Annotated in this window: 21 protein-coding genes; 8 read left to right on the top strand and 13 right to left on the bottom strand. The window is 64.0% G+C overall.

What is annotated here, in order from left to right; genetic code table 11:
• The first annotated feature begins 71 nt into the window (after positions 1-71).
• Positions 72-887, top strand: coding sequence for a helix-turn-helix domain-containing protein (locus tag CTR53_RS13185; RefSeq protein ID WP_290814087.1), 816 nt, complete (start codon positions 72-74; stop codon positions 885-887).
• On the opposite strand, the gene CTR53_RS13190 is transcribed toward CTR53_RS13185, so the two are convergent.
• Positions 862-1,434, bottom strand: coding sequence for a DUF924 family protein (locus CTR53_RS13190; RefSeq protein ID WP_290814090.1), 573 nt, complete (start codon positions 1,432-1,434; stop codon positions 862-864). The two genes, CTR53_RS13185 and CTR53_RS13190, sit on opposite strands and share 26 nt — an antisense overlap.
• Positions 1,434-1,943 (bottom strand): hypothetical protein, encoded by a 510-nt coding sequence (locus CTR53_RS13195; protein WP_290814093.1) that lies wholly within the window; start codon positions 1,941-1,943, stop codon positions 1,434-1,436. The genes CTR53_RS13190 and CTR53_RS13195 overlap by 1 nt, the downstream gene beginning before the upstream one ends.
• A gap of 104 nt (positions 1,944-2,047) precedes the next feature.
• Between CTR53_RS13195 and CTR53_RS13200 the strand changes: the two genes are divergently transcribed.
• Both CTR53_RS13200 and hspQ read left to right on the top strand, forming a co-directional pair.
• Complete coding sequence (locus CTR53_RS13200; RefSeq protein WP_290814096.1) at positions 2,048-2,800, top strand: SDR family NAD(P)-dependent oxidoreductase; 753 nt, start codon at positions 2,048-2,050, stop codon at positions 2,798-2,800.
• Between the two features lie 6 nt (positions 2,801-2,806).
• The gene (hspQ, locus tag CTR53_RS13205; protein ID WP_290814099.1) at positions 2,807-3,154 is read left to right on the top strand and encodes a heat shock protein HspQ; all 348 of its coding nucleotides are present in this window, start codon (positions 2,807-2,809) and stop codon (positions 3,152-3,154) included.
• A 6-nt stretch (positions 3,155-3,160) separates the two neighbouring features.
• Here the strand turns inward: hspQ and cysC are convergent, their stop codons facing one another.
• The 7 genes from cysC to cysG are packed head-to-tail and all read right to left on the bottom strand — an operon-like array spanning position 3,161 to position 10,550.
• On the bottom strand, positions 3,161-5,074 hold the full coding sequence (gene cysC, locus CTR53_RS13210) for an adenylyl-sulfate kinase (protein ID WP_290814102.1): 1,914 nt from the start codon (positions 5,072-5,074) through the stop codon (positions 3,161-3,163).
• Positions 5,075-5,082: 8 nt separating this feature from the next.
• The gene (cysD, locus tag CTR53_RS13215; RefSeq protein ID WP_290814105.1) at positions 5,083-5,883 is read right to left on the bottom strand and encodes a sulfate adenylyltransferase subunit CysD; all 801 of its coding nucleotides are present in this window, start codon (positions 5,881-5,883) and stop codon (positions 5,083-5,085) included.
• 51 nt (positions 5,884-5,934) lie between these two features.
• Positions 5,935-6,663: a phosphoadenylyl-sulfate reductase gene (locus CTR53_RS13220; protein WP_290814108.1), complete on the bottom strand. Its 729-nt coding sequence runs from the start codon at positions 6,661-6,663 to the stop codon at positions 5,935-5,937.
• Positions 6,660-7,193: a DUF934 domain-containing protein gene (locus CTR53_RS13225; protein WP_290814110.1), complete on the bottom strand. Its 534-nt coding sequence runs from the start codon at positions 7,191-7,193 to the stop codon at positions 6,660-6,662. The genes CTR53_RS13220 and CTR53_RS13225 overlap by 4 nt, the downstream gene beginning before the upstream one ends.
• Positions 7,180-8,838 carry a nitrite/sulfite reductase gene (locus tag CTR53_RS13230; protein ID WP_290814113.1) on the bottom strand — a complete coding sequence of 553 codons (1,659 nt, stop codon included), beginning with the start codon at positions 8,836-8,838 and terminating at the stop codon, positions 7,180-7,182. Before CTR53_RS13230 ends, CTR53_RS13225 begins: the two co-directional genes overlap by 14 nt.
• Before the next feature lie 12 nt (positions 8,839-8,850).
• Positions 8,851-9,159 (bottom strand): DUF2849 domain-containing protein, encoded by a 309-nt coding sequence (locus CTR53_RS13235; protein ID WP_290814116.1) that lies wholly within the window; start codon positions 9,157-9,159, stop codon positions 8,851-8,853.
• Positions 9,160-9,170: 11 nt separating this feature from the next.
• A complete protein-coding gene (cysG, locus tag CTR53_RS13240; protein WP_290814119.1) occupies positions 9,171-10,550 on the bottom strand; it encodes a siroheme synthase CysG in 1,380 nt (459 codons plus the stop codon).
• A gap of 242 nt (positions 10,551-10,792) precedes the next feature.
• Between cysG and CTR53_RS13245 the strand changes: the two genes are divergently transcribed.
• From CTR53_RS13245 to kdsA, 3 genes are all read left to right on the top strand, one after another.
• The gene (locus tag CTR53_RS13245; RefSeq protein ID WP_290814122.1) at positions 10,793-11,218 is read left to right on the top strand and encodes a hypothetical protein; all 426 of its coding nucleotides are present in this window, start codon (positions 10,793-10,795) and stop codon (positions 11,216-11,218) included.
• A gap of 68 nt (positions 11,219-11,286) precedes the next feature.
• On the top strand, positions 11,287-12,117 hold the full coding sequence (locus CTR53_RS13250) for a helix-turn-helix transcriptional regulator (RefSeq protein WP_290814125.1): 831 nt from the start codon (positions 11,287-11,289) through the stop codon (positions 12,115-12,117).
• 72 nt (positions 12,118-12,189) lie between these two features.
• Complete coding sequence (gene kdsA / locus CTR53_RS13255) at positions 12,190-13,044, top strand: 3-deoxy-8-phosphooctulonate synthase (RefSeq protein WP_290814128.1); 855 nt, start codon at positions 12,190-12,192, stop codon at positions 13,042-13,044.
• A gap of 66 nt (positions 13,045-13,110) precedes the next feature.
• Here the strand turns inward: kdsA and CTR53_RS13260 are convergent, their stop codons facing one another.
• The 3 genes from CTR53_RS13260 to CTR53_RS13270 all read right to left on the bottom strand — a co-directional run bounded on the left by CTR53_RS13260 (position 13,111) and on the right by CTR53_RS13270 (position 14,962).
• Positions 13,111-13,695 carry a DUF4142 domain-containing protein gene (locus tag CTR53_RS13260; protein ID WP_290814131.1) on the bottom strand — a complete coding sequence of 195 codons (585 nt, stop codon included), beginning with the start codon at positions 13,693-13,695 and terminating at the stop codon, positions 13,111-13,113.
• A gap of 86 nt (positions 13,696-13,781) precedes the next feature.
• Positions 13,782-14,297, bottom strand: coding sequence for a DUF4442 domain-containing protein (locus CTR53_RS13265; RefSeq protein WP_290814134.1), 516 nt, complete (start codon positions 14,295-14,297; stop codon positions 13,782-13,784).
• Positions 14,294-14,962 carry a TetR/AcrR family transcriptional regulator gene (locus CTR53_RS13270; protein WP_290814137.1) on the bottom strand — a complete coding sequence of 223 codons (669 nt, stop codon included), beginning with the start codon at positions 14,960-14,962 and terminating at the stop codon, positions 14,294-14,296. The genes CTR53_RS13265 and CTR53_RS13270 overlap by 4 nt, the downstream gene beginning before the upstream one ends.
• Before the next feature lie 363 nt (positions 14,963-15,325).
• Between CTR53_RS13270 and CTR53_RS13275 the strand changes: the two genes are divergently transcribed.
• Both CTR53_RS13275 and zapE read left to right on the top strand, forming a co-directional pair.
• Positions 15,326-16,825 carry a CoA-acylating methylmalonate-semialdehyde dehydrogenase gene (locus CTR53_RS13275; RefSeq protein WP_290814140.1) on the top strand — a complete coding sequence of 500 codons (1,500 nt, stop codon included), beginning with the start codon at positions 15,326-15,328 and terminating at the stop codon, positions 16,823-16,825.
• A 68-nt stretch (positions 16,826-16,893) separates the two neighbouring features.
• Positions 16,894-18,024: a cell division protein ZapE gene (gene zapE, locus CTR53_RS13280; RefSeq protein ID WP_290814142.1), complete on the top strand. Its 1,131-nt coding sequence runs from the start codon at positions 16,894-16,896 to the stop codon at positions 18,022-18,024.
• Between the two features lie 24 nt (positions 18,025-18,048).
• Here zapE and CTR53_RS21290 read toward each other — a convergent pair whose 3' ends face one another.
• Positions 18,049-18,159, bottom strand: a complete 111-nt coding sequence (locus CTR53_RS21290) for a pentapeptide repeat-containing protein (RefSeq protein ID WP_367158976.1) — start codon at positions 18,157-18,159, stop codon at positions 18,049-18,051.
• Between the last annotated feature and the right edge of the window lie 9 nt (positions 18,160-18,168).

Consider the following 18,168-nt stretch of genomic DNA (forward strand, 5'->3'; position numbering starts at 1 on the left):
CCAGTTGGGGGTAACTAAAGGCGGCGGATACTGGTCGGGAGGCCATTCACAGGATAGTGCAAAATTTGCACTTGGCACTTCAGGGCTTCTCGCATATCCATGCCGGCATGGATATGCGCTATGGCATTTTCTGCCCGGTCGCAAAGGCCGCCGAGGTTGTGGCGAGCCGTTGGACCCCGCTGATTCTGAGCGAATTGATGAAGGGCCGCGAGCGCTTCGTCGACATCCAGCAGGGCGTGCCGCTGATGTCGCGCAGCCTGCTGTCGCGCCGTCTCAAGGAAATGGAAATCAGCAACCTGATCGCGCGCGTGCCGCAGGGTCGCGGCCATGTCTACCGGCTGACCGAAGCGGGCAATGCGCTCCGCCCGCTGATCAACCAGCTGGCAGCCTGGGGCAGCACATATCGTCTGCCCTATCTCGATGAGCAGGATCGCAACGTCAGCTACCTGATGTATTCGATGCGCGATTTCCTGCTGCATGGCCGGCTGGGTGAACTGCCCGCCAAATGCGTCGTGCATTTCGAATTCACCAATGTGCCGCGCCGCGACCACAAGCTGCGCAACTGGTGGCTCATCAAGCGCGATGGCGACATTGATCTCTGCTACACCGATATGGGCTTCCAGGTCGATCTGCAGATCACCGCCGATCTCGACGTGCTGACGCGGATCATCGTCGGCACCGCCAGCCTGCAGAAGGCGCGCATCGCCGGCGATGTGGCCTTCTCGGAGAATCCGCGTCTGGTCAACAGGCTGATCAATGCGCTCGAACTGGTCGAGCCGCCGCGGATGCGCCTGCTGCGTGTGCCGGAAGAGCCGCCGCCGCCCAGCATGCTGCCGATGCCGCTGAACCTGCGGAAGTCGCTTAAAACGACGAGCCGGGCTGCTTAAGGAATTCCACTTCTTCCAGTGAGCTGTCGCGGCCGAGTGCGGCATTGCGGTGCGGGAAGCGGCCGAAGCGCGCGATGATCACGCGATGCTTGTCGGCCCACCCTGCCAGATCGAAACCGGGCAGATCCTTGTCCAGCGCCGAGAACAGCAGATGCGCCAGATCCTGGTCGGGCAGATGCTCGCTGTGTTCAAAGGGCAGGTAGAAGAACAGCCGCATCACCGGCGGCACGGCGATGTCGAAGCCGCGGTCCACCGCCTGGCGGGCAATGATGCGGGCGCGTGTATCGCCGGCAAAAGCCTTGGCCTGGCCGCGGAACAGGTTACGCGGAAACTGGTCGAGCAGGATCAGCAGCGCCAGCGCACCTTCGGCCGTCTGCGTCCAGTCGGCATAGCCTTCGGCCAGTGCGGTTTCGACGGCAGCAGAAAAGCGACCGCGGATTGCCTCATCGAAAGCGTCGTTCTTTTCAAACCATGCCTTGCGATGTGTCAGCTCGGCGCCAGGCTGGCGGTCGAACCAGAAATCGAGAATGTCGTCAGGCGTCGTCATCAGTCGGCGATCTCCCAGTACCAGTAACCGATCAGATGGTGCGCGGTTCCTCGATCATCAAGCAGCGGCGCAAGAATACGCTGGAACATGATGAACTCGCGGCCATGCTTCAGCGAGCCGCGCCGGGCATAATGCGGCTGGCCGCTGCGCAGGATGCCGAGGTATTCGGCATTCAGCCGGGCGACCTGCTCGGGCGTATAGAGTTCGTCGAAATAGCGGCCGGTATAGTCATGCGCGGTGGCATGGCGATGCGCGGTGCCCAGCAGACGGTAATACAGCCGGCCGTCGTCGGGTCCGGCCGGATCGCCGCTACGCGGCACCCAGTCGATCAGGCCGATGCCGGGCAGCAGATGGGGCGGAATCTGCAGCGCGTCGATGGCGCGTTTCGGCGGTACGCCGCCGGCCGCGGCGCGCAGTGCCTGCCAGTGACGCAGAAATTCCGCCAGCGGCGGTGGCAGGGCCACCGGCCAGTCTGACTCGGCAATGATCGGATCGCCGCTGCGGTCCATGACGTTGTCTCCTGCTGCCAGAATAGGCACGACGCCCGAGTCCTGTCCCTGTTAAAACACCTGCCGCTTCTGCTAGCCTGCCAGAAAACAGGAGCGGGAACGTCATGAACCAGATTGATCTCAAGGGCCGGAATGCAGTGGTCACCGGCGGTGCGCAGGGCATCGGCCGCGCTGTCACCGAACGCTTCCTGCGCTCCGGCGCAGCCGTGGCGATCTGGGATCGCGATACCGCGCTGGCCGGCAAGGTGGCGGGCGAGCTGTCCGCACTCGGCAAGGCGATCGCCGTCAATGCAGATGTTACCTCCTGGACCAGCATCGAGGCTGCGGCCAAGGAAACCGCCACAAAACTCGGCGGCATCGACCTCCTGGTCAACAATGCCGGCATTGCCGGCCCGAATGCGCCGGTCGATGCCTATCCGCTTGCGGACTGGCAGCAGGTGATCGATATCGACCTGACCGGCGTATTCCACTGCTGCCGCGCCGTGGTGCCGCTGATGAAGGCGAAGGGTTTCGGCCGCATCGTCAATGTGGCCTCGATTGCCGGCAAGGAAGGCAATCCGAATGCCAGCGCCTACAGTGCTGCCAAGGCCGGCGTGATCGCGCTGACCAAGTCGCTGGGCAAGGAACTGGCCGGCATGGACATCGCGGTCAATTGCATCACCCCCGCGGCGGCGAAAACCGCCATCTTCGACCAGATGACGCAGACCCATATCGACTATATGCTGTCGAAGATTCCCCGCACGCGCTTTGTGGCGGTGGACGAGATCGCGGCGATGGTGGCCTGGCTGGTCAGCCCGGAGAATTCCTTCACCACCGGCGCGGTATTCGATCTGAGCGGCGGTCGCGCCACGTATTGAGGCAGGATGGCAAAGAGTAAGAAAGCTGAGAGCCGGGACGCAAAATTCGGGATCGGCGATGTGGTGCGGCATCGCCTGTTCCCGTTCCGCGGCGTGATCTTCGACGTCGATCCGGTCTTCAACAATACCGAGGAGTGGTGGGAGTCGATCCCGGCCGACCTGCGTCCGCGCAAGGACCAGCCCTTCTATCACCTGCTGGCGGAGAATGCGCAGAGTTCCTACGTGGCCTATGTCTCGGAGCAGAATCTGCTGCCCGATGCCGAAGCCGGCCCGGTGAATCATCCCGACATCAAGAAATATTTCGGCGGCTTCCGCAGCGGCCGCTACGAGTGGCGTGCCACGGTCAGGATGTAATCCCGGTCAGATATCCGGGTGCCAGGGCAGTTCGCCGAAGATGCCCTCGACATATTCGGTCAGCGCGGTGACGGCCAGCGCCAGCGGCTTTGCGGTATCCAGCACCAGGTCGGCATTCTGCGGCGCTTCATAGGGCGCCGAGATACCGGTGAAATTCCTGATCTCGCCCGAGCGCGCCTTGCGGTACAGGCCCTTCGGATCGCGTGACTCGCACAGTTCAATATCGGCCTTCACATAGATTTCGCGGAAATCCTCGCCGACGATCTCGCGCGCCATGTCACGGAACCGCTGCAACGGCGAAATCGCTGAAACCAGCACCAGCGAGCCATTCGCGGCCATCAGCTTTGCCACCTCGGCGAGTCGGCGGAGATTCTCCAGCCGGTCGGCATCGGTGAAGCCGAGATCGCGGTTCAGGCCATGACGCAGGTTGTCGCCGTCCAGCACGGCGACATGACGGCCGCGCGAAAACAGCAGGCGCTGCGTCGCCATCGCAATCGTCGACTTGCCGGCGCCGGACAGGCCGGTCATCCAGATCACGCCACCGCGATGGCCGTTCATGTCGATGCGTTCCTGCACCGTCACGGAAGAATCCACGGCCGTGATGTCGGTACTGACGCGGGTGGCCGCCGTCTCGATCACCAGGCCGGCAACAATCTGCGGCCCGCGGATCAGCACGCCGCGACCGGTGCGTGGCAAAGTCTCGTAGAGATCAATCGCCATCGGCGGCCGCACGCGCAACACCACGCGGGCGACGCCGTTGCGTTCGATCTGCTGTGCCGTATCGGCATCGAGCGTCTCGACATCGAGTGATTCGACAATCGATTCCACCTGCGCCTCGCGTTCGGCGGTCCCCACCTTCATAGTCAGGCGATCACCTTTACGAAGCGGCTGCTTGTCGAGCCAGAACAGCCGCACGGTGAAGCGGTTGGCATCGATAGGCCGATGCTCGGGCGAGGAGCCGAGCGCGCCGCGTTCGACGAAGACGTCTTCGTCCAAGGTGAAGGCCACGCTCTCGCCGGCTTTCGCCTCGGTCGGCGCCGGCATCTGCCGGCCCGGACCAGTCCAGTGTTCCAGCGTCGCCACCGTGGCCTCGCGGCCCAGTGGTGCGAAGCGGATGCGGTCGCCGGCTTTCAGCCGGCCGCTTTCAATGCGGCCGACGACAATGCGCCTGTCGCCATATCGGTAGAGATCCTGCACCGGCAGGCGCAGCGGCTGCTCGACCGGCAGGGCGCGCGGGCTGAAGGCATCCAGCGCGCCGATCAGCGTCGGGCCCTGATACCAGGCCGTATTCAGGCTGCGGCTGGCGATATTGCCGCCCTCGCGGGCCGACAGCGGCACGATGGCCTGCGGTTCGATGCCGATGCCGACCAGGTAATTGCGCACGCTATCGGCGACAACCTTGAACTTGGCGGCATCATTTCCGATCAGGTCGATCTTGTTGACGGCCACCGCGACCTGGCGGATGCCGAGCAGATGCAGCAGATAGGCATGGCGGCGGGTCTGCTCGGCCAGGCCCTGCGCCGCATCCACCACCAGGATCGCGGCATCGGCCTGCGCCGCACCGGTCACCATGTTTTTCAGAAATTCCTTATGCCCCGGCGCGTCGATGATCACATAGCGGCGTTGCTGCGTGGTGAACCAGATCTGCGTGGTATCGACCGTGATGCCCTGGTCGCGTTCGACCTGCAGCGCGTCGAGCAGGAAGGACCATTCAAATTGCAGGCCGCGCTTTTCGGAGACGGCCTTCAGCTGCTCCAGCTTGCCGGTCGGCAGTGAATCCGTGTCATGCAGCAGGCGGCCGACCAGAGTAGACTTGCCGTGATCGACATGGCCGACGATGACGATGGGAAAGGCGCGCCCCTGCTGCAGGCTGGCGCGCTGCTGATCAAGGGTCTCGATGCTGAGCGGAACGGCGGACATCGGCAGGCTCACATATAGCCGGCGACGCGCAGGCGCTCAAAGGCGTCTTCGCTGTCATGATCCATGGCGCGGCCGGCGCGTTCAGGTTCGCGCGTCACCGCCAGTTCGGCGATGATCTCGTCGATGGTGCGCGCCGGGCTGCTGATCGGAAAGGTGATGCCGATCTCACCCAGCGAACGGAAGCGCTTGTTTTCGGCATTGGCGAAATACAGCGGCACCACCGGAATGCCCTCGCGTTTGATGTAGCGCCAGATATCCAGCTCGGTCCAGTGCAGCAGCGGATGCACGCGCATATGCACGCCATCGGGCAGGTCGGCGGCGAAATGGTCCCAGAGTTCGGGCGGCTGGTCGCGGAAATCCCAGGCCCCGGCGTCGTCGCGCGGGCTGAACACGCGTTCCTTGGCCCGCGTCGCCTGCTCGTCGCGGCGGATGCCGGCGATCACGCCTTTCCAGCCGTAGCGGGCAATGGCTTCCTTCAGGCCGAGCGTCTTGCGCGCCGCGATGCGGGAATTGTGCGGCAGGGTCGGATCGGTCGCCTCCAGCGGCGGGCAGGCATCCTTGATCAGATCGATGCCCCATTCCGCCGCATAGCGCTCGCGGAAGGCATAGGTCTCGGGGAATTCCAGACCGGTATCCAGATGGGCCAGCGGGAAGGGCACCTTGCCGAGAAAGGCCTTCCGGGCCAGCCAGATCATGACATTGGAATCCTTGCCGAGCGACCACAGCATCGCCATCGGCTTGATGCGGCTGTAGGCCTCGCGAAGGATGTAAATGCTCTGGGCTTCCAGGGAATCGAGATCGTCATGCATGGCTTAATACACTCTAGCCCGGTACTTTTAGCGGGAAAGTATTAATAAAACTCAGAGATTCCCCACCGGAATCGGCAAATGGATGCCGCATTCGGTCTTTTCGCTGCCCTGCCAGCGGCCCGAGCGGGCATCCTGCCCGGCCGCCACCGGCCGGGTGCAGGTGTCGCAGCCGATCGAGAGATAGCCTTCCGCCACCAGCGGATGGCGCGGCAGGTCGTGGCGGGCGAAATAGGCCTCGATCTCGGCTGCATTCCAGCCGGCCAGCGGATTGAATTTCAGCCGCGCGCCCTCGGCCTCGACCAGCGCAATCTCGCGCCGCGTATTGGCCTGGTAACGCTTGCGACCGTTGATCCAGGCGGCGAAGGGTTTCAGCGCGCGCTGCAGCGGCTGCACCTTGCGGATGTTACAGCAGGCCTCTGTATCCTTGAACCACAGCGTGCCGCTCTCGTCCTGCGCCGCCAGCTGCTTCGCATCCGGCTTCAGTACGCGCACGTCGCTCAGGCCGAGGCGGTCGACCAGCGCATCGCGGTATTGCAGCGTCTGCTCGAACAGTTTTCCGGTATCGAGGAACAGGATCGGCGTCGCCTTGTCGGTCTGCGCCGCCAGATGCAGCAGCACGGCGGATTCGGCGCCGAAGGACGAGACCAGCGCGATCTGGCCGGGAAACAGGTCGCGGATCGCGATGCCCAGCACATCTTCGGCTGAGCGGCCCTGCATCTGCGCATTCAGCGAGGCGGCATAATCGTCGAGGTCGAGGCCGGCAAAGGCGAGCGCGCTCATTCTGCTGCCTCCTGGCTGCGCCCATTCTTATTATTATGGGCCGCCAGGCGCTGTTTCAGCACGCTGACGCGGCCGTCGCCGGTTGGCTGGTAGACATGGCTGAAGGTGCGGCTGGCTTTCGCAAAGGCCTCGACCGCATCGGCACGCGGAATCTCGAAGGCGTCGAAGCCGCTGCGCTGCATATGCCAGAGCTGGTCCTGCAGCACATGGCCGGTGGCGCGCAGCTCGCCGCGATAGCCGAAACGTTCGCGCAGCAGCCGGGCCTGGCTGTAGGCGCGGCCATCGCTGAATTTCGGAAACTGCAGCACGATCAGGTCGAAGCGCTCGGCTTCAGCACCGAAATCCAGCACATCGAGATTATTCGGCAGCAGGATGCCGAGCGGCGCATTACGGCCGGTCAGCTGCTCCCTCTCGACCTGCCAGCGCGCATAGGTCACCAGTACCGCACCGCTGGCGGGCAGGGCGGCATCATCCGCGACCGGCTGGAAGGCATCTTCGCCGACAAGGCGACCGTGCTTAAGCAGAGACATAGACGGCCTCCTTGAACGGCGCGATGCCGATGCGGCGATAGGTGTCGAGGAAACGCTCGTCGCTGCTTTTACGCAGGCGCAGGTAGGTCTCGACCAGCGTGTCGATGGCGTCCACGGCGTCGTGCGTGTTCAGCGATGGGCCGATCAGGTCGCCGAGCGCGGCCTGGTCGTCGGCCGAGCCGCCCAGCGTGATCTGGTAGAATTCCTCGCCCGCCTTGTCGACGCCGAGGATGCCGATATGGCCGACGTGATGATGACCACAGGCGTTGATGCAGCCGGAAATCTTGATCTTCAGTTCACCGATATCATGTGCGCGTTCCCAGTTCTTGAAACGCAGCGCGATCTGCTGCGCGATCGGGATCGAGCGGGCATTGGCCAGCGCGCAGTAGTCTAGGCCCGGGCAGGCGATGATGTCAGAGGCCAGGCCGACATTCGGCGTGGCGAGATCCCAGGCCTTCAATGCCTTGAACACGGCCGGCAGGTCGGAATGCTTCACATGCGGCAGCACCAGATTCTGCTCATGCGTCACCCGGATTTCTCCAAACGAATAGCGGTCGGCGATATCGGCCACGGCATTCATCTGTTCGGCCGAGGCATCGCCCGGCGGTGCGCCTTCCTTCTTCAGCGAGATGGTGACGATGCTGTAGCCCGGCTGCTTGTGCTTGAAGGTATTGCGCCGCGCCCACAGGCCGAACTCGAAGTCGGTGCGGAAGGCATTGGCATACTCGGCCGAAATGCCCGACAGCGTCTCGAAGGCCGGCGGGGCGAACTGCACGGCGATCTGGTCGATCGCCTCCTGCGGCAGTTTCAGCGCGCCATGCTTCGAGGCGGCGAATTCGGCTTCCACCTTCTCGCGCATGGTCTCTATGCCGATCTCATGCACCAGGATCTTGATACGTGCCTTGAACAGGTTGTCGCGCCGGCCGAACTGGTTGTAGACGCGCAGGATGGCTTCCAGATAGCTGAGCAGATCCTGCTTGGGCAGGAAGTCGCGGATCGTCTTGCCGATGAAGGGCGTGCGGCCGAGACCGCCGCCCACGATCACCTCGAAGCCAATCTCGCCGGCATCGTTTTTGTGCATGCGCAGGCCGATGTCATGCACGCGCACGGCAGCGCGGTCGTTCGGCGAACCGGTGACGGCGATCTTGAACTTGCGCGGCAGGAAGCTGAATTCCGGATGGAAGGTCGACCATTGGCGGATGATCTCGCACCAGACGCGCGGATCCTCGATCTCGTCATGGGCGGCGCCGGCGAACTGGTCTGTGGTGGTGTTGCGGATGCAGTTGCCGCTGGTCTGGATGGCATGCATCTGCACCTTCGCCAGATCGGCCAGCGCGGCCGGCGCATCCTCCAGCTTGATCCAGTTGTACTGCAGGTTCTGTCGGGTGGTGAAATGGCCCCAGCCGCGATCGTAGGTGCAGCCGATCTGCGCCAGGCCCCGCAACTGGCGCGACGACAGCGTGCCGTAGGGAATGGCGATGCGCAGCATGTAGGCATGCAACTGCAGATACAGGCCGTTCTGCAGGCGCAGCGGCTTGAATTCGTCTTCGCTGATCTCGCCGGTCAGGCGGCGGGCGACCTGGTCGCGGAACTGGGCGACCCGCTCCTCCACCATGGTCTGATCGATTTCGTCATACTGATACATGGGCATTCCTGCTCAGGCTGCTGGCCTGGTTTCGGTGCTCGGTCCCTCTGCACGAAGGACTTCGCGATACTGGATGGGTTTCGGCGGCGTCACGCTGGCATCCACCGGAATCAGATACGGCGCGACGACAATATTCTGCTTCGCCTGCGCTTCGGCTTCCGCCAGCAAAGCAGCGCCGGCCTCGACATTGGCGACCACGGCAGCCTCGGCAATGCGCCGTGTCCAGCCGCCGGTGACGGTCAGGTAGACCGTATCGCCGCTCCTGAGGTCGTTGGCGGTGACGATCTGCGGCTGGCTGTTGAGTTTGGGGGCTTTGGCCATCGTGAAAATCCTCAGGCGGTGCGTCGCTGCCGGGCGACGGTCGATCTGGCATAGGCGGCGACCTTGCCGATGATCAGAAGCACTGGTCCGCTGCCATGCTGTGTGGCGAGCGCAGGGAGTGCGCGGAGCGTGCCGGCGCTGACCAGCTGATCGGGTCGTGTGCCGTTTTCGATCAGCGCGACCGGCAGCGCCGGCGATGCACCGGTGGCGATCAGGCGGTCGCGGATATTGGTGGCTTGGTTCAGGCCCATATAGACGACGACGGTTTCGCCCGCCGCGGCACGATCTGCCCAGGCGAAATTGTCCTCGCCGTCCTTCAACTGGCCGCTCACCAGGCTGATGCCGTGGCTCAGCTCGCGATGGGTCAGCGGAATGCCGGCAGCGGCTGCGCAGCCCAACGCCGCCGTGATGCCGGGGATGACGGAGACTGTGATGCCGCGGTCTGTCAGGTAATCCATCTCCTCGCCACCGCGACCGAAGATGAAAGGATCGCCGGCCTTGAGCCGCACGACCTTCTTGCCAAGTGCGGCATGGGCCGCGAGCTGCGCATTGATCTCGTCCTGGCCGGTGCTGTGGCGGCCTTTGCGCTTGCCGACTGACACCCGCTCGGCATCGCGGCGCAAGCGGTCGAGAATCTCGGGCGACACCAGCGCGTCGTAGAACACGATATCGGCATCCATCAGGGCGCGCTGGGCAGCAATCGTCAGCAGGTCGGGATCGCCGGGGCCGGCGCCGACCAGCAGCACCTGGCCCTGCAGGTCATCCTGCTGGCTGTTGAGTTCGCTCATCAACGCGGCGCGGGCGCCAGCGCGATCGCCGGCCAATGCTTTCGCGGCCACCGGGCCGTCGAAGACGCGCTGCCAGAAGCGTTTGCGCTTGGCGGCACCGCCGATCACACGCGAAACCGTGCTGCGGAATTCGCCAGCCAGCGCCGCGACGTCGCCCAGACGTGCCGGCAGCAGCGCTTCGATCTGCGCGCGAATGCGGCCAAGCAGCAGCGGCGCCGTGCCGTTGGACGAAATCCCGATGGTGATGTCGCCGCGCTCCACGATGGCCGGCACGGTGAAGTCGGACAGATCGGCGCGATCTACCACATTCACCAGCAGGCCGCGCTGCTGCGCAGCCTGGGCCACAGCTTCGTCGCGCGTATCGCCGAAGGCTGAGATCACCAGACGCACGCCCTCCAGCGCATCGGGCGCGAACTCGACGCGATGTTCGGCAGTGCCTGCAGCGACAAGTGAAAAGATTTCAGGGTTCAGATCGGGGGCCACCACGCGGATGTGGGCGCCGGCCTTCAGCAACAGGCGGATCTTGCGGGCGGCATGCTCGTCGCCGCCGGCGACGAGGACCAGCCGGTCCTGCAGGTTCAAAAATCCCGGAAAGCTATGCATGGCAGGCCCGCCTCTCTGATCGCCAGCAGCTTGTGTGGAAAGATTTATTTAACGCCATGAAATGAGAGTCAATCAATTAACACTAAAATATATGATAGAATAAAATTAACAGCATATGTAAAATGTAAAATAAAATTGTCGCTTGCCGCTTCCGGGGCAGCTTTATTACCTCCTTGGTAATTGTTAACCCACTGATCTGGCTCAAATATCCCTCCAGTTCCACCCTGAACAGGAGCCTGACCATGATCTCCACCGCCCGTTCCGCCACCATCCTGCGTATCGACGCCGCGCTCTGCGCAGCCTGCGGCCTGCCCGGCCTGATCGCGCCAACCTGGCTGGCCGGCTTCCTGCTGCCCGGTCAGGAGACCGTGCTCGGCCTGGCCACGGCCACGCTGCTCTGGGAGCTGGGCATCCTGCTGGTCGCCTATGCCGGTCTGCTGCTGCTGGCTGCGACCAAGCCGCGTCTCGACCGTCCGGTGCTGGCGCTCACGGCGATGGCCGATGCCGGCTGGGTGATTGGCACTTTCGCACTCGTCGCGGCTTTCCGGTCCAGCTTCAGCATCTGGGGCATGGTCGCGCTTGCCGTCATCGCGCTCGACACCGCGCTGATCGGCCTGTGGAAGCTGCGGCTGCTGCGCGGGCATCCCGGCGCTGCGCTGGCTGCGTAAGTACCGGGGCGGCTGGACAGGCCGCCCCACTTCTTTCCACACTGCGCGCAGGGGAAACGGAGATGCAGATGAGCGACGCGATCAGCTCTCAAGCCGTATCGGCCGCCGGCTTCGGCACGCTGATGCGGCAATGGCGCCGCCGCCGCGGTTTGAGCCAGCTCGATCTGGCCGAAAACGGCGGCGTCTCGCAACGCCACGTCAGTTTCCTCGAATCCGGCCGCGCGCGACCGAGCCGCCAGATGGTGCTGCATCTCGCCGAACTGCTGGACATGCCGCTGCGCGAGCGCAACCGCCTGCTGCATGCCGCAGGCTTCGCCGCGGCCTATCGCGAAAGCAAGCTGGATGCGCCGCAACTGGCCGAGGCGCGCCATGCGCTCGATCTGCTGCTCAAGCAGCATGAACCGTTTCCGGCCGTGGTGGTGGATGCCGCCTGGACCGTGCAACTCGCCAATCAGGCGGCGCAGCGCATGATCGGCTTCCTGCTCGGCCCCCTGAACGAGTCTGGCCACGATCCGGCCAAACCGGTCAATTTCATGAAGCTGCCGCTGCATCCGCAGGGCGCGCGACCATTTATCAAAAACTGGCGCGATGTCGCCGGCAACCTGCTGCACCGGCTACAGCGCGAGGCGATGGACAGTCCGGCGGCTGCCGCCGTGCTGAGTGAGGTGCGCGGCTATCCCGATGTCGATGCGCTGTGGCGCAGCGTCGACTGGGAGGCCGAACCCAGGCCGCTGCTGTCCTTCTCGGTGGAGAAGGATGGCCTGGCGCTCGATCTCGTCACCATGATCGCCACTTTCGGCACGCCGCAGGATGTCACCCTGCAGGATCTGCGGATCGAAAGCTTTTTGCCGGCGAACGCGGCCAGCGAGGCGCTTCTGCGGGGCCTGGCGACGCATTAATAGGCCCGCCGACTCTCGTCAAATCCGCCCGTTTGCGACACAATCGCGGGAGACGGATTTGATGAGGCATCGATGGCTGCGCTGACCCTGCAAAACTGGAATCTGACGATTGGCGACGGCAAGGCGCTGTTCTGCATCCTCGGCCTGAACGTGATCGAGGATCTCGATCTCGCAATGCAGACCGCCAGCGAACTGAAGCAGATCGCCGCCGACCTGAAACTGCCCTTCGTGTTCAAGGCCAGCTTCGATAAGGCGAACCGGTCTTCGATCAACAGCTTCCGTGGCCCCGGCATGGCAGAGGGGCTGAAAATCCTCGCCACTGTGAAAGACAGGCTCAAGGTGCCGGTCGCCACCGACCTGCATGAGCCTTTCCAGGCCGAAGCCGTCGCCGAGGTTGCCGACCTGGTGCAGATCCCCGCCTTCCTGGTGCGGCAGACCGACCTGATCGTCGCCACGGCGCGCGCCACGCAGAAGAAACAGGGCCTGCTGCATGTGAAGAAGGCGCAGTTCCTCGCGCCGAACGACTGCAAAAGCATCCTGCACAAGATCGAGCAGGCGGCGGCGCCCAACATGACCATCCTGTGCGAGCGCGGGTCGGCCTTCGGTTACAACAACCTGATCGTCGACATGCTGGCGATCCAGGAGATGCAGAAATTCAATGTGCCGGTCACCATCGATGCCACCCATGCCGTGCAGCTGCCCGGCGCCAAGGCGGTCGAGGGCGGTGGCGTGGCGGCCGGCGGCCGGCGCGAAGGCGTGTCGGTGATCGCGGCAGCTGCCGTGGCCTCGGGTGCCGACGGCGTCTTCCTGGAATTCCACCCTGAGCCGGATAAGGCGAAATGCGACGGGCCGAGTTGCCTGCCGCTATCAGGTGCGCGTGCGCTGCTGACACGGCTGAAAGCCATCCACGCCGCTGCTCGTGCATAAGATCGGGCGCGCGTAAAAAAAAGCCGCCTGCACGAAGGCAGGCGGCTGATACCCGAACTCCGACTGTTACGAACCGGCGGGTCGATCGGCAATAATCGAGCCGGAAATGCGCTGTGCCTCGGCCAGATGCTGCGCCACCACCTTGGCGGTGTCGCTGGACGCTGCGCGTAGTGTCGCATTGTCGCCGCTACGGGCATAGGCATTATGCAGGCGCAACTCGCGCTCCTGCGCGTCCTTCAACAGCGTGACGTAACGCTCATCGAAAGCGGTGGTCGATGTGTTGCGCAACTCGGTCAACTTCTGCTGCATATGCGGAGTCAGCATCGGCGTTGCCGGTGTAATACCGGCCTGACGCGCCGCAGAGGTCAGCCGGGTCGTCGCACTGGCATGCTGGCTCGCCATCTCTTTGGCATAGACTTTCACTTCGCTGCTCTGGGCGCGCTCGGCCGCAATCTTGCTGGCTTCTGTCTGGAAGAGATCGGCGTTGCCGGCGTACATGACGAAATTCTGCGCCGTCAGCGCCTGCTGCTGTACGGCTGCATGCTGCTGCCTGTCGGCTTTCATGCCGCCGGCCAAGGCGGGCGGCACGGCCAGGCTTGCGCCGATCAGGGCGGTCGCGCCCAGCAGGGCAAATGAATGAATGCGTGTCATCGTTTTCCTCCAGGTCTGCTGCGGGAGACGAGAAAAACCCCTGAGCGGAGAGGATGTTCCGCTCAAAGACGATGCTGCGGCAAAGCTTACTGGCGCGGCTCGTCCGGTCCGATACGCCAGCGCGGCCGTGCGATCATCACCAGCTCGCCGGCGGCATCGTGCAGTTCCACGCGGCAATCCAGAGTCTGCGCCGTCGACCAGTCGAGGACCGGCAGGCTGCAGTCGGCGGTGATGGTGCCGCGCGCCTTCCTGATGAATTCGCTGTCGAAGCCAGTGACGATCCAGCGCGCACCTTTCGGTGGCTGGCGGCTCATCAGCGCAAGGTTGCCGGTCAGTTCGGCGAGATTGGTCAGCGCCACGGCATGCAGCGAGCGCAGATGGTTGCGCAGGCGGCGGCGGTCAGCCATGCGCGCGCGGGCCTGGCCGGGCGACAGTTCCACCACTTCGGGCGCGATGCTGCCGGCATAGGGCACAGTGACGCCGATCAGGAAGCTGAACAGCCGGCGGCCGAGCGGCAGGCGGCTGAAACTGCCCCACTGTTTCAGCACCGTGGCCTCGGCGGTGGCAGCGGTGACGGGCACGGCGAAAGCGGCGATGGTCATTTCAGTTTCCTCTTCACGGGCGGGACGGCGACGGCGTCCCAGGTCAGGTCCGACAGTTTGCGGGCAGCAACATCGGCGGCGAGTTTGCTGCGGCCGGAGCGATGCATGCGCAACCAGGTCTGCACCGGGCCGAGCACCAGGCTGAGCAGCAATTCGGGTGGCAGCGGCTTCAGCACGCCGGCATCGATGGCGGGCTTGATCCGCCGCAGCAGCGGGCGGATGAAATCGGCAGTGTCGTCCTGCAACTGGTCTTCGACATCGATCAGGCTGCGATGGTGGCGATGTTCGGACAGAAAGCGTTCCGCCGTCGGATTCTGCATCGCCCAGTCGATATGCGTCTTCACGAAGGCATCCAGCAGGGCGCGGATGCCACTGTGGCGGACCAGTTCGGCGGTCATCGCCGTGCGGTACTGTTCCAGCAGGTCTTCATACAGCGCGATCACCAGACCCTCGCGGCTGCGGAAATGGTGATACAGGCTGCCGATCGAGATGCCGGCAGTATCGCGCACCTGGTCGATGGTGGTGGCTTCCACGCCCTGCAGATCGAACAGCGCCAGTGCCGCGGTCAGGGCGCGCTGTCGCGTGCTGTGCGCCGCGGCATGTGCAGCGATACGGTCGGCGATGGCGGCCGAAGACGCGGCGATCCTGCGGGCGGGCTTGCTCATGGTTCGGGTTATACCGGGCTCTAGAATAAAATTCTAGTCGGCATGAAAAGGCCTAATCGCCCGCGTCGCCGCGCGGGAAATCGCCGTCCCCTGCGGGCTGCTGGGAAGACGGGCGCAGCGCCGGCCGGCGCTGCGAAGCGCACACTCATGGATCACGCAGCAGTTCAGGCTGGGATCGATCGCTTCGGCATCGGCGATATCGGACTGGTACAACAGGATGGCGCAGCGCCCCGCGATGCAGGCATGAAGCGCGCATAAAAAAGCCGGACGAGAAAGCCTGCCTTTGCGCGCTGCTGGCTCTTGCCAGACGCCGTCGGGGCTTTAGAGTCGCCGGGCTGCGGTATCCGCTCCAGGGAGTTCAAGATGGCGAAAGAGTTGTATCATTTCATCGGCGGCAAGAAGGTCGCCGGCAAGTCGGGTCGTTTCCTCGACGTCTACAATCCGAGCACCGGCGAAGTCGCTTCCAAGGCGCCGCTGGCCACCAGGGCTGAAGTCGAGGCCGCCATCGCCGACAGCCAGAAAGCCTTCCTGGCATGGAGTGCTACCTCGCCGCTGGTGCGCGCCCGCGTGATGTTCAAGTTCAAGGAACTGTGCGAGAAGCATGCCGATGAGATCGCCCTGCTAATCTCGAACGAACATGGTAAAGTGCTTTCGGATGCCAAGGGTTCGCTGCAGCGCGGCCTGGAAGTGGTAGAATTCGCCTGCGGCATTCCGCATCTGCTGAAGGGCGAATATTCTGACAGCGTGTCGCGCGGCATCGACGTCTATTCGATGCGCCAGCCGCTCGGTGTCGTCGCCGGCATCACCCCGTTCAATTTCCCGGCCATGGTGCCGATGTGGATGTTCGCCGTCGCGATCGCGGCAGGCAATACCTTCATCCTCAAGCCGAGCGAAAAGGATCCGTCCTGCCCGCTGCGCCTGGCCGAACTGATGCTGGAAGCGGGCGCACCTCCGGGCGTGCTGAACTGCGTGATCGGCGACAAGGAATCGGTCGACACGCTGCTGACCGACCCGCGCATCCAGGCCGTCAGCTTCGTCGGTTCAACACCGATCGCCCAGTATGTCTACGCCACTGCCGCTGCGCATGGTAAGCGCGTGCAGGCCATGGGCGGCGCCAAGAACCACATGATCGTCATGCCCGATGCCGATATGGACCAGACCGTGGACGCGCTGATCGGCGCCGGCTACGGCTCGGCTGGCGAACGCTGCATGGCGGTTTCGGTTGCCGTGCCGGTGGGCAAGGGTACGGCCGACCGCCTGATCGAGGCGCTGACGCCGCGCGTCCGCGCGCTCAAGGTCGGCCCCAGCACCGACAAGGATTCCGAGATGGGTCCGCTGGTGACCAAGGAGCATCTTGCCAAGGTGAAGGGCTATGTCGATACCGGCGTGGGCGAAGGCGCCAAGCTGGTGGTCGATGGTCGCGACCTGAAGCTGCAGGGCTATGAAGGCGGTTACTTCATGGGCGGCTGCCTGTTCGACAACGTGACGCCGGACATGAAGATCTACAAGGAAGAGATCTTCGGCCCGGTGCTCAGCGTGGTGCGCGCCGAGACTTTCGAGGAAGCTGCAAAGCTGCCGACCGAGCATGAATTCGGCAACGGCGTGGCGATCTTCACCCGCGACGGCGATGCCGCCCGCGACTTCGCCGCCAGGGTGCAGGTCGGCATGGTCGGCATCAACGTGCCGATCCCGGTGCCGCTCGCCTTCCACACTTTCGGCGGCTGGAAGAAGTCGGCCTTCGGCGACACCAACCAGCATGGTCCGGAAGGCGTGAAGTTCTACACCAAGATCAAGACGGTGACCGCGCGCTGGCCGACCGGCATCCGTTCGGGCGCCGAGTTCAACATCCCGACCCTGAAGTAAGCCGGGATTTTCCAGATCGCTACGGGCGGCAGATGACTCTGCCGCCCGTTCTGTTTTAAACAGACGTCATGTCCATCCTCGAAACCTATCGCGCCAGACTGGCAGCCGGAGAGCTGGCGGAAGATCCCGCCCAGGCGCTGGCGGCCGAGAAGCTGGAGCTGCTGAGCCGGCGGCTGCAGCATTATCAGCCCGGCAAGGAGGATGGCTGGCTGCAAAAGCTGTCGTTCGGCCGCAAGCGCGAGCCGGCGCCGCAGGGCCTGTATATCTACGGCGATGTCGGGCGCGGCAAGTCGATGTTGATGGACTTGTTTTTCGCCGGTGCGCCGGTGGAGAAGAAGCGCCGCGTGCATTTCCACGCCTTCATGCAGGAGGTGCATGCCGAGATTTTCAGGTATCGGCAGTTATCCGAGGATGACCCCGAGAAGAAAGCCGGCGGCGACGATCCGATCAAACCGGCCGCGAAGAAGATCGCCAAATCGGCCTGGCTGCTCTGTTTCGACGAGATGCAGGTCAGCGACGTGGCCGATGCGATGATCCTCGGCCGCCTGTTCGAAAAGCTGTTCCAGCGCGGCGTGGTGATTGTCGCCACCTCGAACCGCCATCCCGACGATCTCTACAAGGGCGGCCTGAATCGCCAGCTGTTCCTGCCCTTCATCGAATTGTTCAAGGAGAAGCTGGATGTGCTGCATCTGGCCGCCAGTCGCGACTATCGCCTGCAGCGCATCGCCAAGTCGCCGGTCTGGTTCAGCCCGATGAGCGCGAAATCGACGCTGGCGCTGGATCATGTCTGGAACCTGCTCACGGATGACGCCGAGGGCGATCCGGCCGAGATCGAACTGCTCGGCCGCAAGCTGATGGTGCCGTTGCAGGCGCGTGGCGTGGCGCGGTTCCGGTTTGATGAATTGTGCGAGCAGCCGCTCGGGCCGGCCGACTTCCTGGCCATCGCGAAAAACTTCCACACCGTGATGATCGACAACATCCCGACGCTCAGCCCGGCCAAGCGCAACGAGGCCAAGCGGTTCGTCACCCTGGTCGATGCGCTGTATGAGGCGAAGGCGAAGCTGCTGGCAACGGCCGATGCGCCGCCGGAAACGCTCTATCCGGAAGGCGAGGGCGCGTTCGAATTCCAGCGCTGCGTGTCGCGGCTGAACGAGATGCAGAGCGAGGACTATCGCGCCCTGCCGCATATTACCGGCTGAGGACCAACCGGAAACCAATTAACGTTAATTGGGCAGCAGCAGGTCGCGGGCGCGATCGAGCCGGGCGTTGGTGAAACTCGCGCCGGTCAGCACCGCATTGGCGAAGCGGCCATCGGTCAGGTCGGCGCCGGTCAGGTCGGCGCC

This window comes from Ferrovibrio sp., assembly GCF_002796975.1.
GTDB lineage: Bacteria > Pseudomonadota > Alphaproteobacteria > Ferrovibrionales > Ferrovibrionaceae > Ferrovibrio.

Bases quoted from the DNA above. Each gene is read 5' to 3' on its own strand.
- CTR53_RS13190 (WP_290814090.1), bottom strand. From the start codon at position 1,434: ATGACGACGCCTGACGACATTCTCGATTTCTGGTTCGACCGCCAGCCT.
- CTR53_RS13195 (WP_290814093.1), bottom strand. From the start codon at position 1,943: ATGGACCGCAGCGGCGATCCGATCATTGCCGAGTCAGACTGGCCGGTG.
- CTR53_RS13200 (WP_290814096.1), top strand. From the start codon at position 2,048: ATGAACCAGATTGATCTCAAGGGCCGGAATGCAGTGGTCACCGGCGGT.
- hspQ (WP_290814099.1), top strand. From the start codon at position 2,807: ATGGCAAAGAGTAAGAAAGCTGAGAGCCGGGACGCAAAATTCGGGATC.
- cysC (WP_290814102.1), bottom strand. From the start codon at position 5,074: ATGTCCGCCGTTCCGCTCAGCATCGAGACCCTTGATCAGCAGCGCGCC.
- cysD (WP_290814105.1), bottom strand. From the start codon at position 5,883: ATGCATGACGATCTCGATTCCCTGGAAGCCCAGAGCATTTACATCCTT.
- CTR53_RS13220 (WP_290814108.1), bottom strand. From the start codon at position 6,663: ATGAGCGCGCTCGCCTTTGCCGGCCTCGACCTCGACGATTATGCCGCC.
- CTR53_RS13225 (WP_290814110.1), bottom strand. From the start codon at position 7,193: ATGTCTCTGCTTAAGCACGGTCGCCTTGTCGGCGAAGATGCCTTCCAG.
- CTR53_RS13230 (WP_290814113.1), bottom strand. From the start codon at position 8,838: ATGTATCAGTATGACGAAATCGATCAGACCATGGTGGAGGAGCGGGTC.
- CTR53_RS13235 (WP_290814116.1), bottom strand. From the start codon at position 9,159: ATGGCCAAAGCCCCCAAACTCAACAGCCAGCCGCAGATCGTCACCGCC.
- cysG (WP_290814119.1), bottom strand. From the start codon at position 10,550: ATGCATAGCTTTCCGGGATTTTTGAACCTGCAGGACCGGCTGGTCCTC.
- CTR53_RS13245 (WP_290814122.1), top strand. From the start codon at position 10,793: ATGATCTCCACCGCCCGTTCCGCCACCATCCTGCGTATCGACGCCGCG.
- CTR53_RS13250 (WP_290814125.1), top strand. From the start codon at position 11,287: ATGAGCGACGCGATCAGCTCTCAAGCCGTATCGGCCGCCGGCTTCGGC.
- kdsA (WP_290814128.1), top strand. From the start codon at position 12,190: ATGGCTGCGCTGACCCTGCAAAACTGGAATCTGACGATTGGCGACGGC.
- CTR53_RS13260 (WP_290814131.1), bottom strand. From the start codon at position 13,695: ATGACACGCATTCATTCATTTGCCCTGCTGGGCGCGACCGCCCTGATC.
- CTR53_RS13265 (WP_290814134.1), bottom strand. From the start codon at position 14,297: ATGACCATCGCCGCTTTCGCCGTGCCCGTCACCGCTGCCACCGCCGAG.
- CTR53_RS13270 (WP_290814137.1), bottom strand. From the start codon at position 14,962: ATGAGCAAGCCCGCCCGCAGGATCGCCGCGTCTTCGGCCGCCATCGCC.
- CTR53_RS13275 (WP_290814140.1), top strand. From the start codon at position 15,326: ATGGCGAAAGAGTTGTATCATTTCATCGGCGGCAAGAAGGTCGCCGGC.
- zapE (WP_290814142.1), top strand. From the start codon at position 16,894: ATGTCCATCCTCGAAACCTATCGCGCCAGACTGGCAGCCGGAGAGCTG.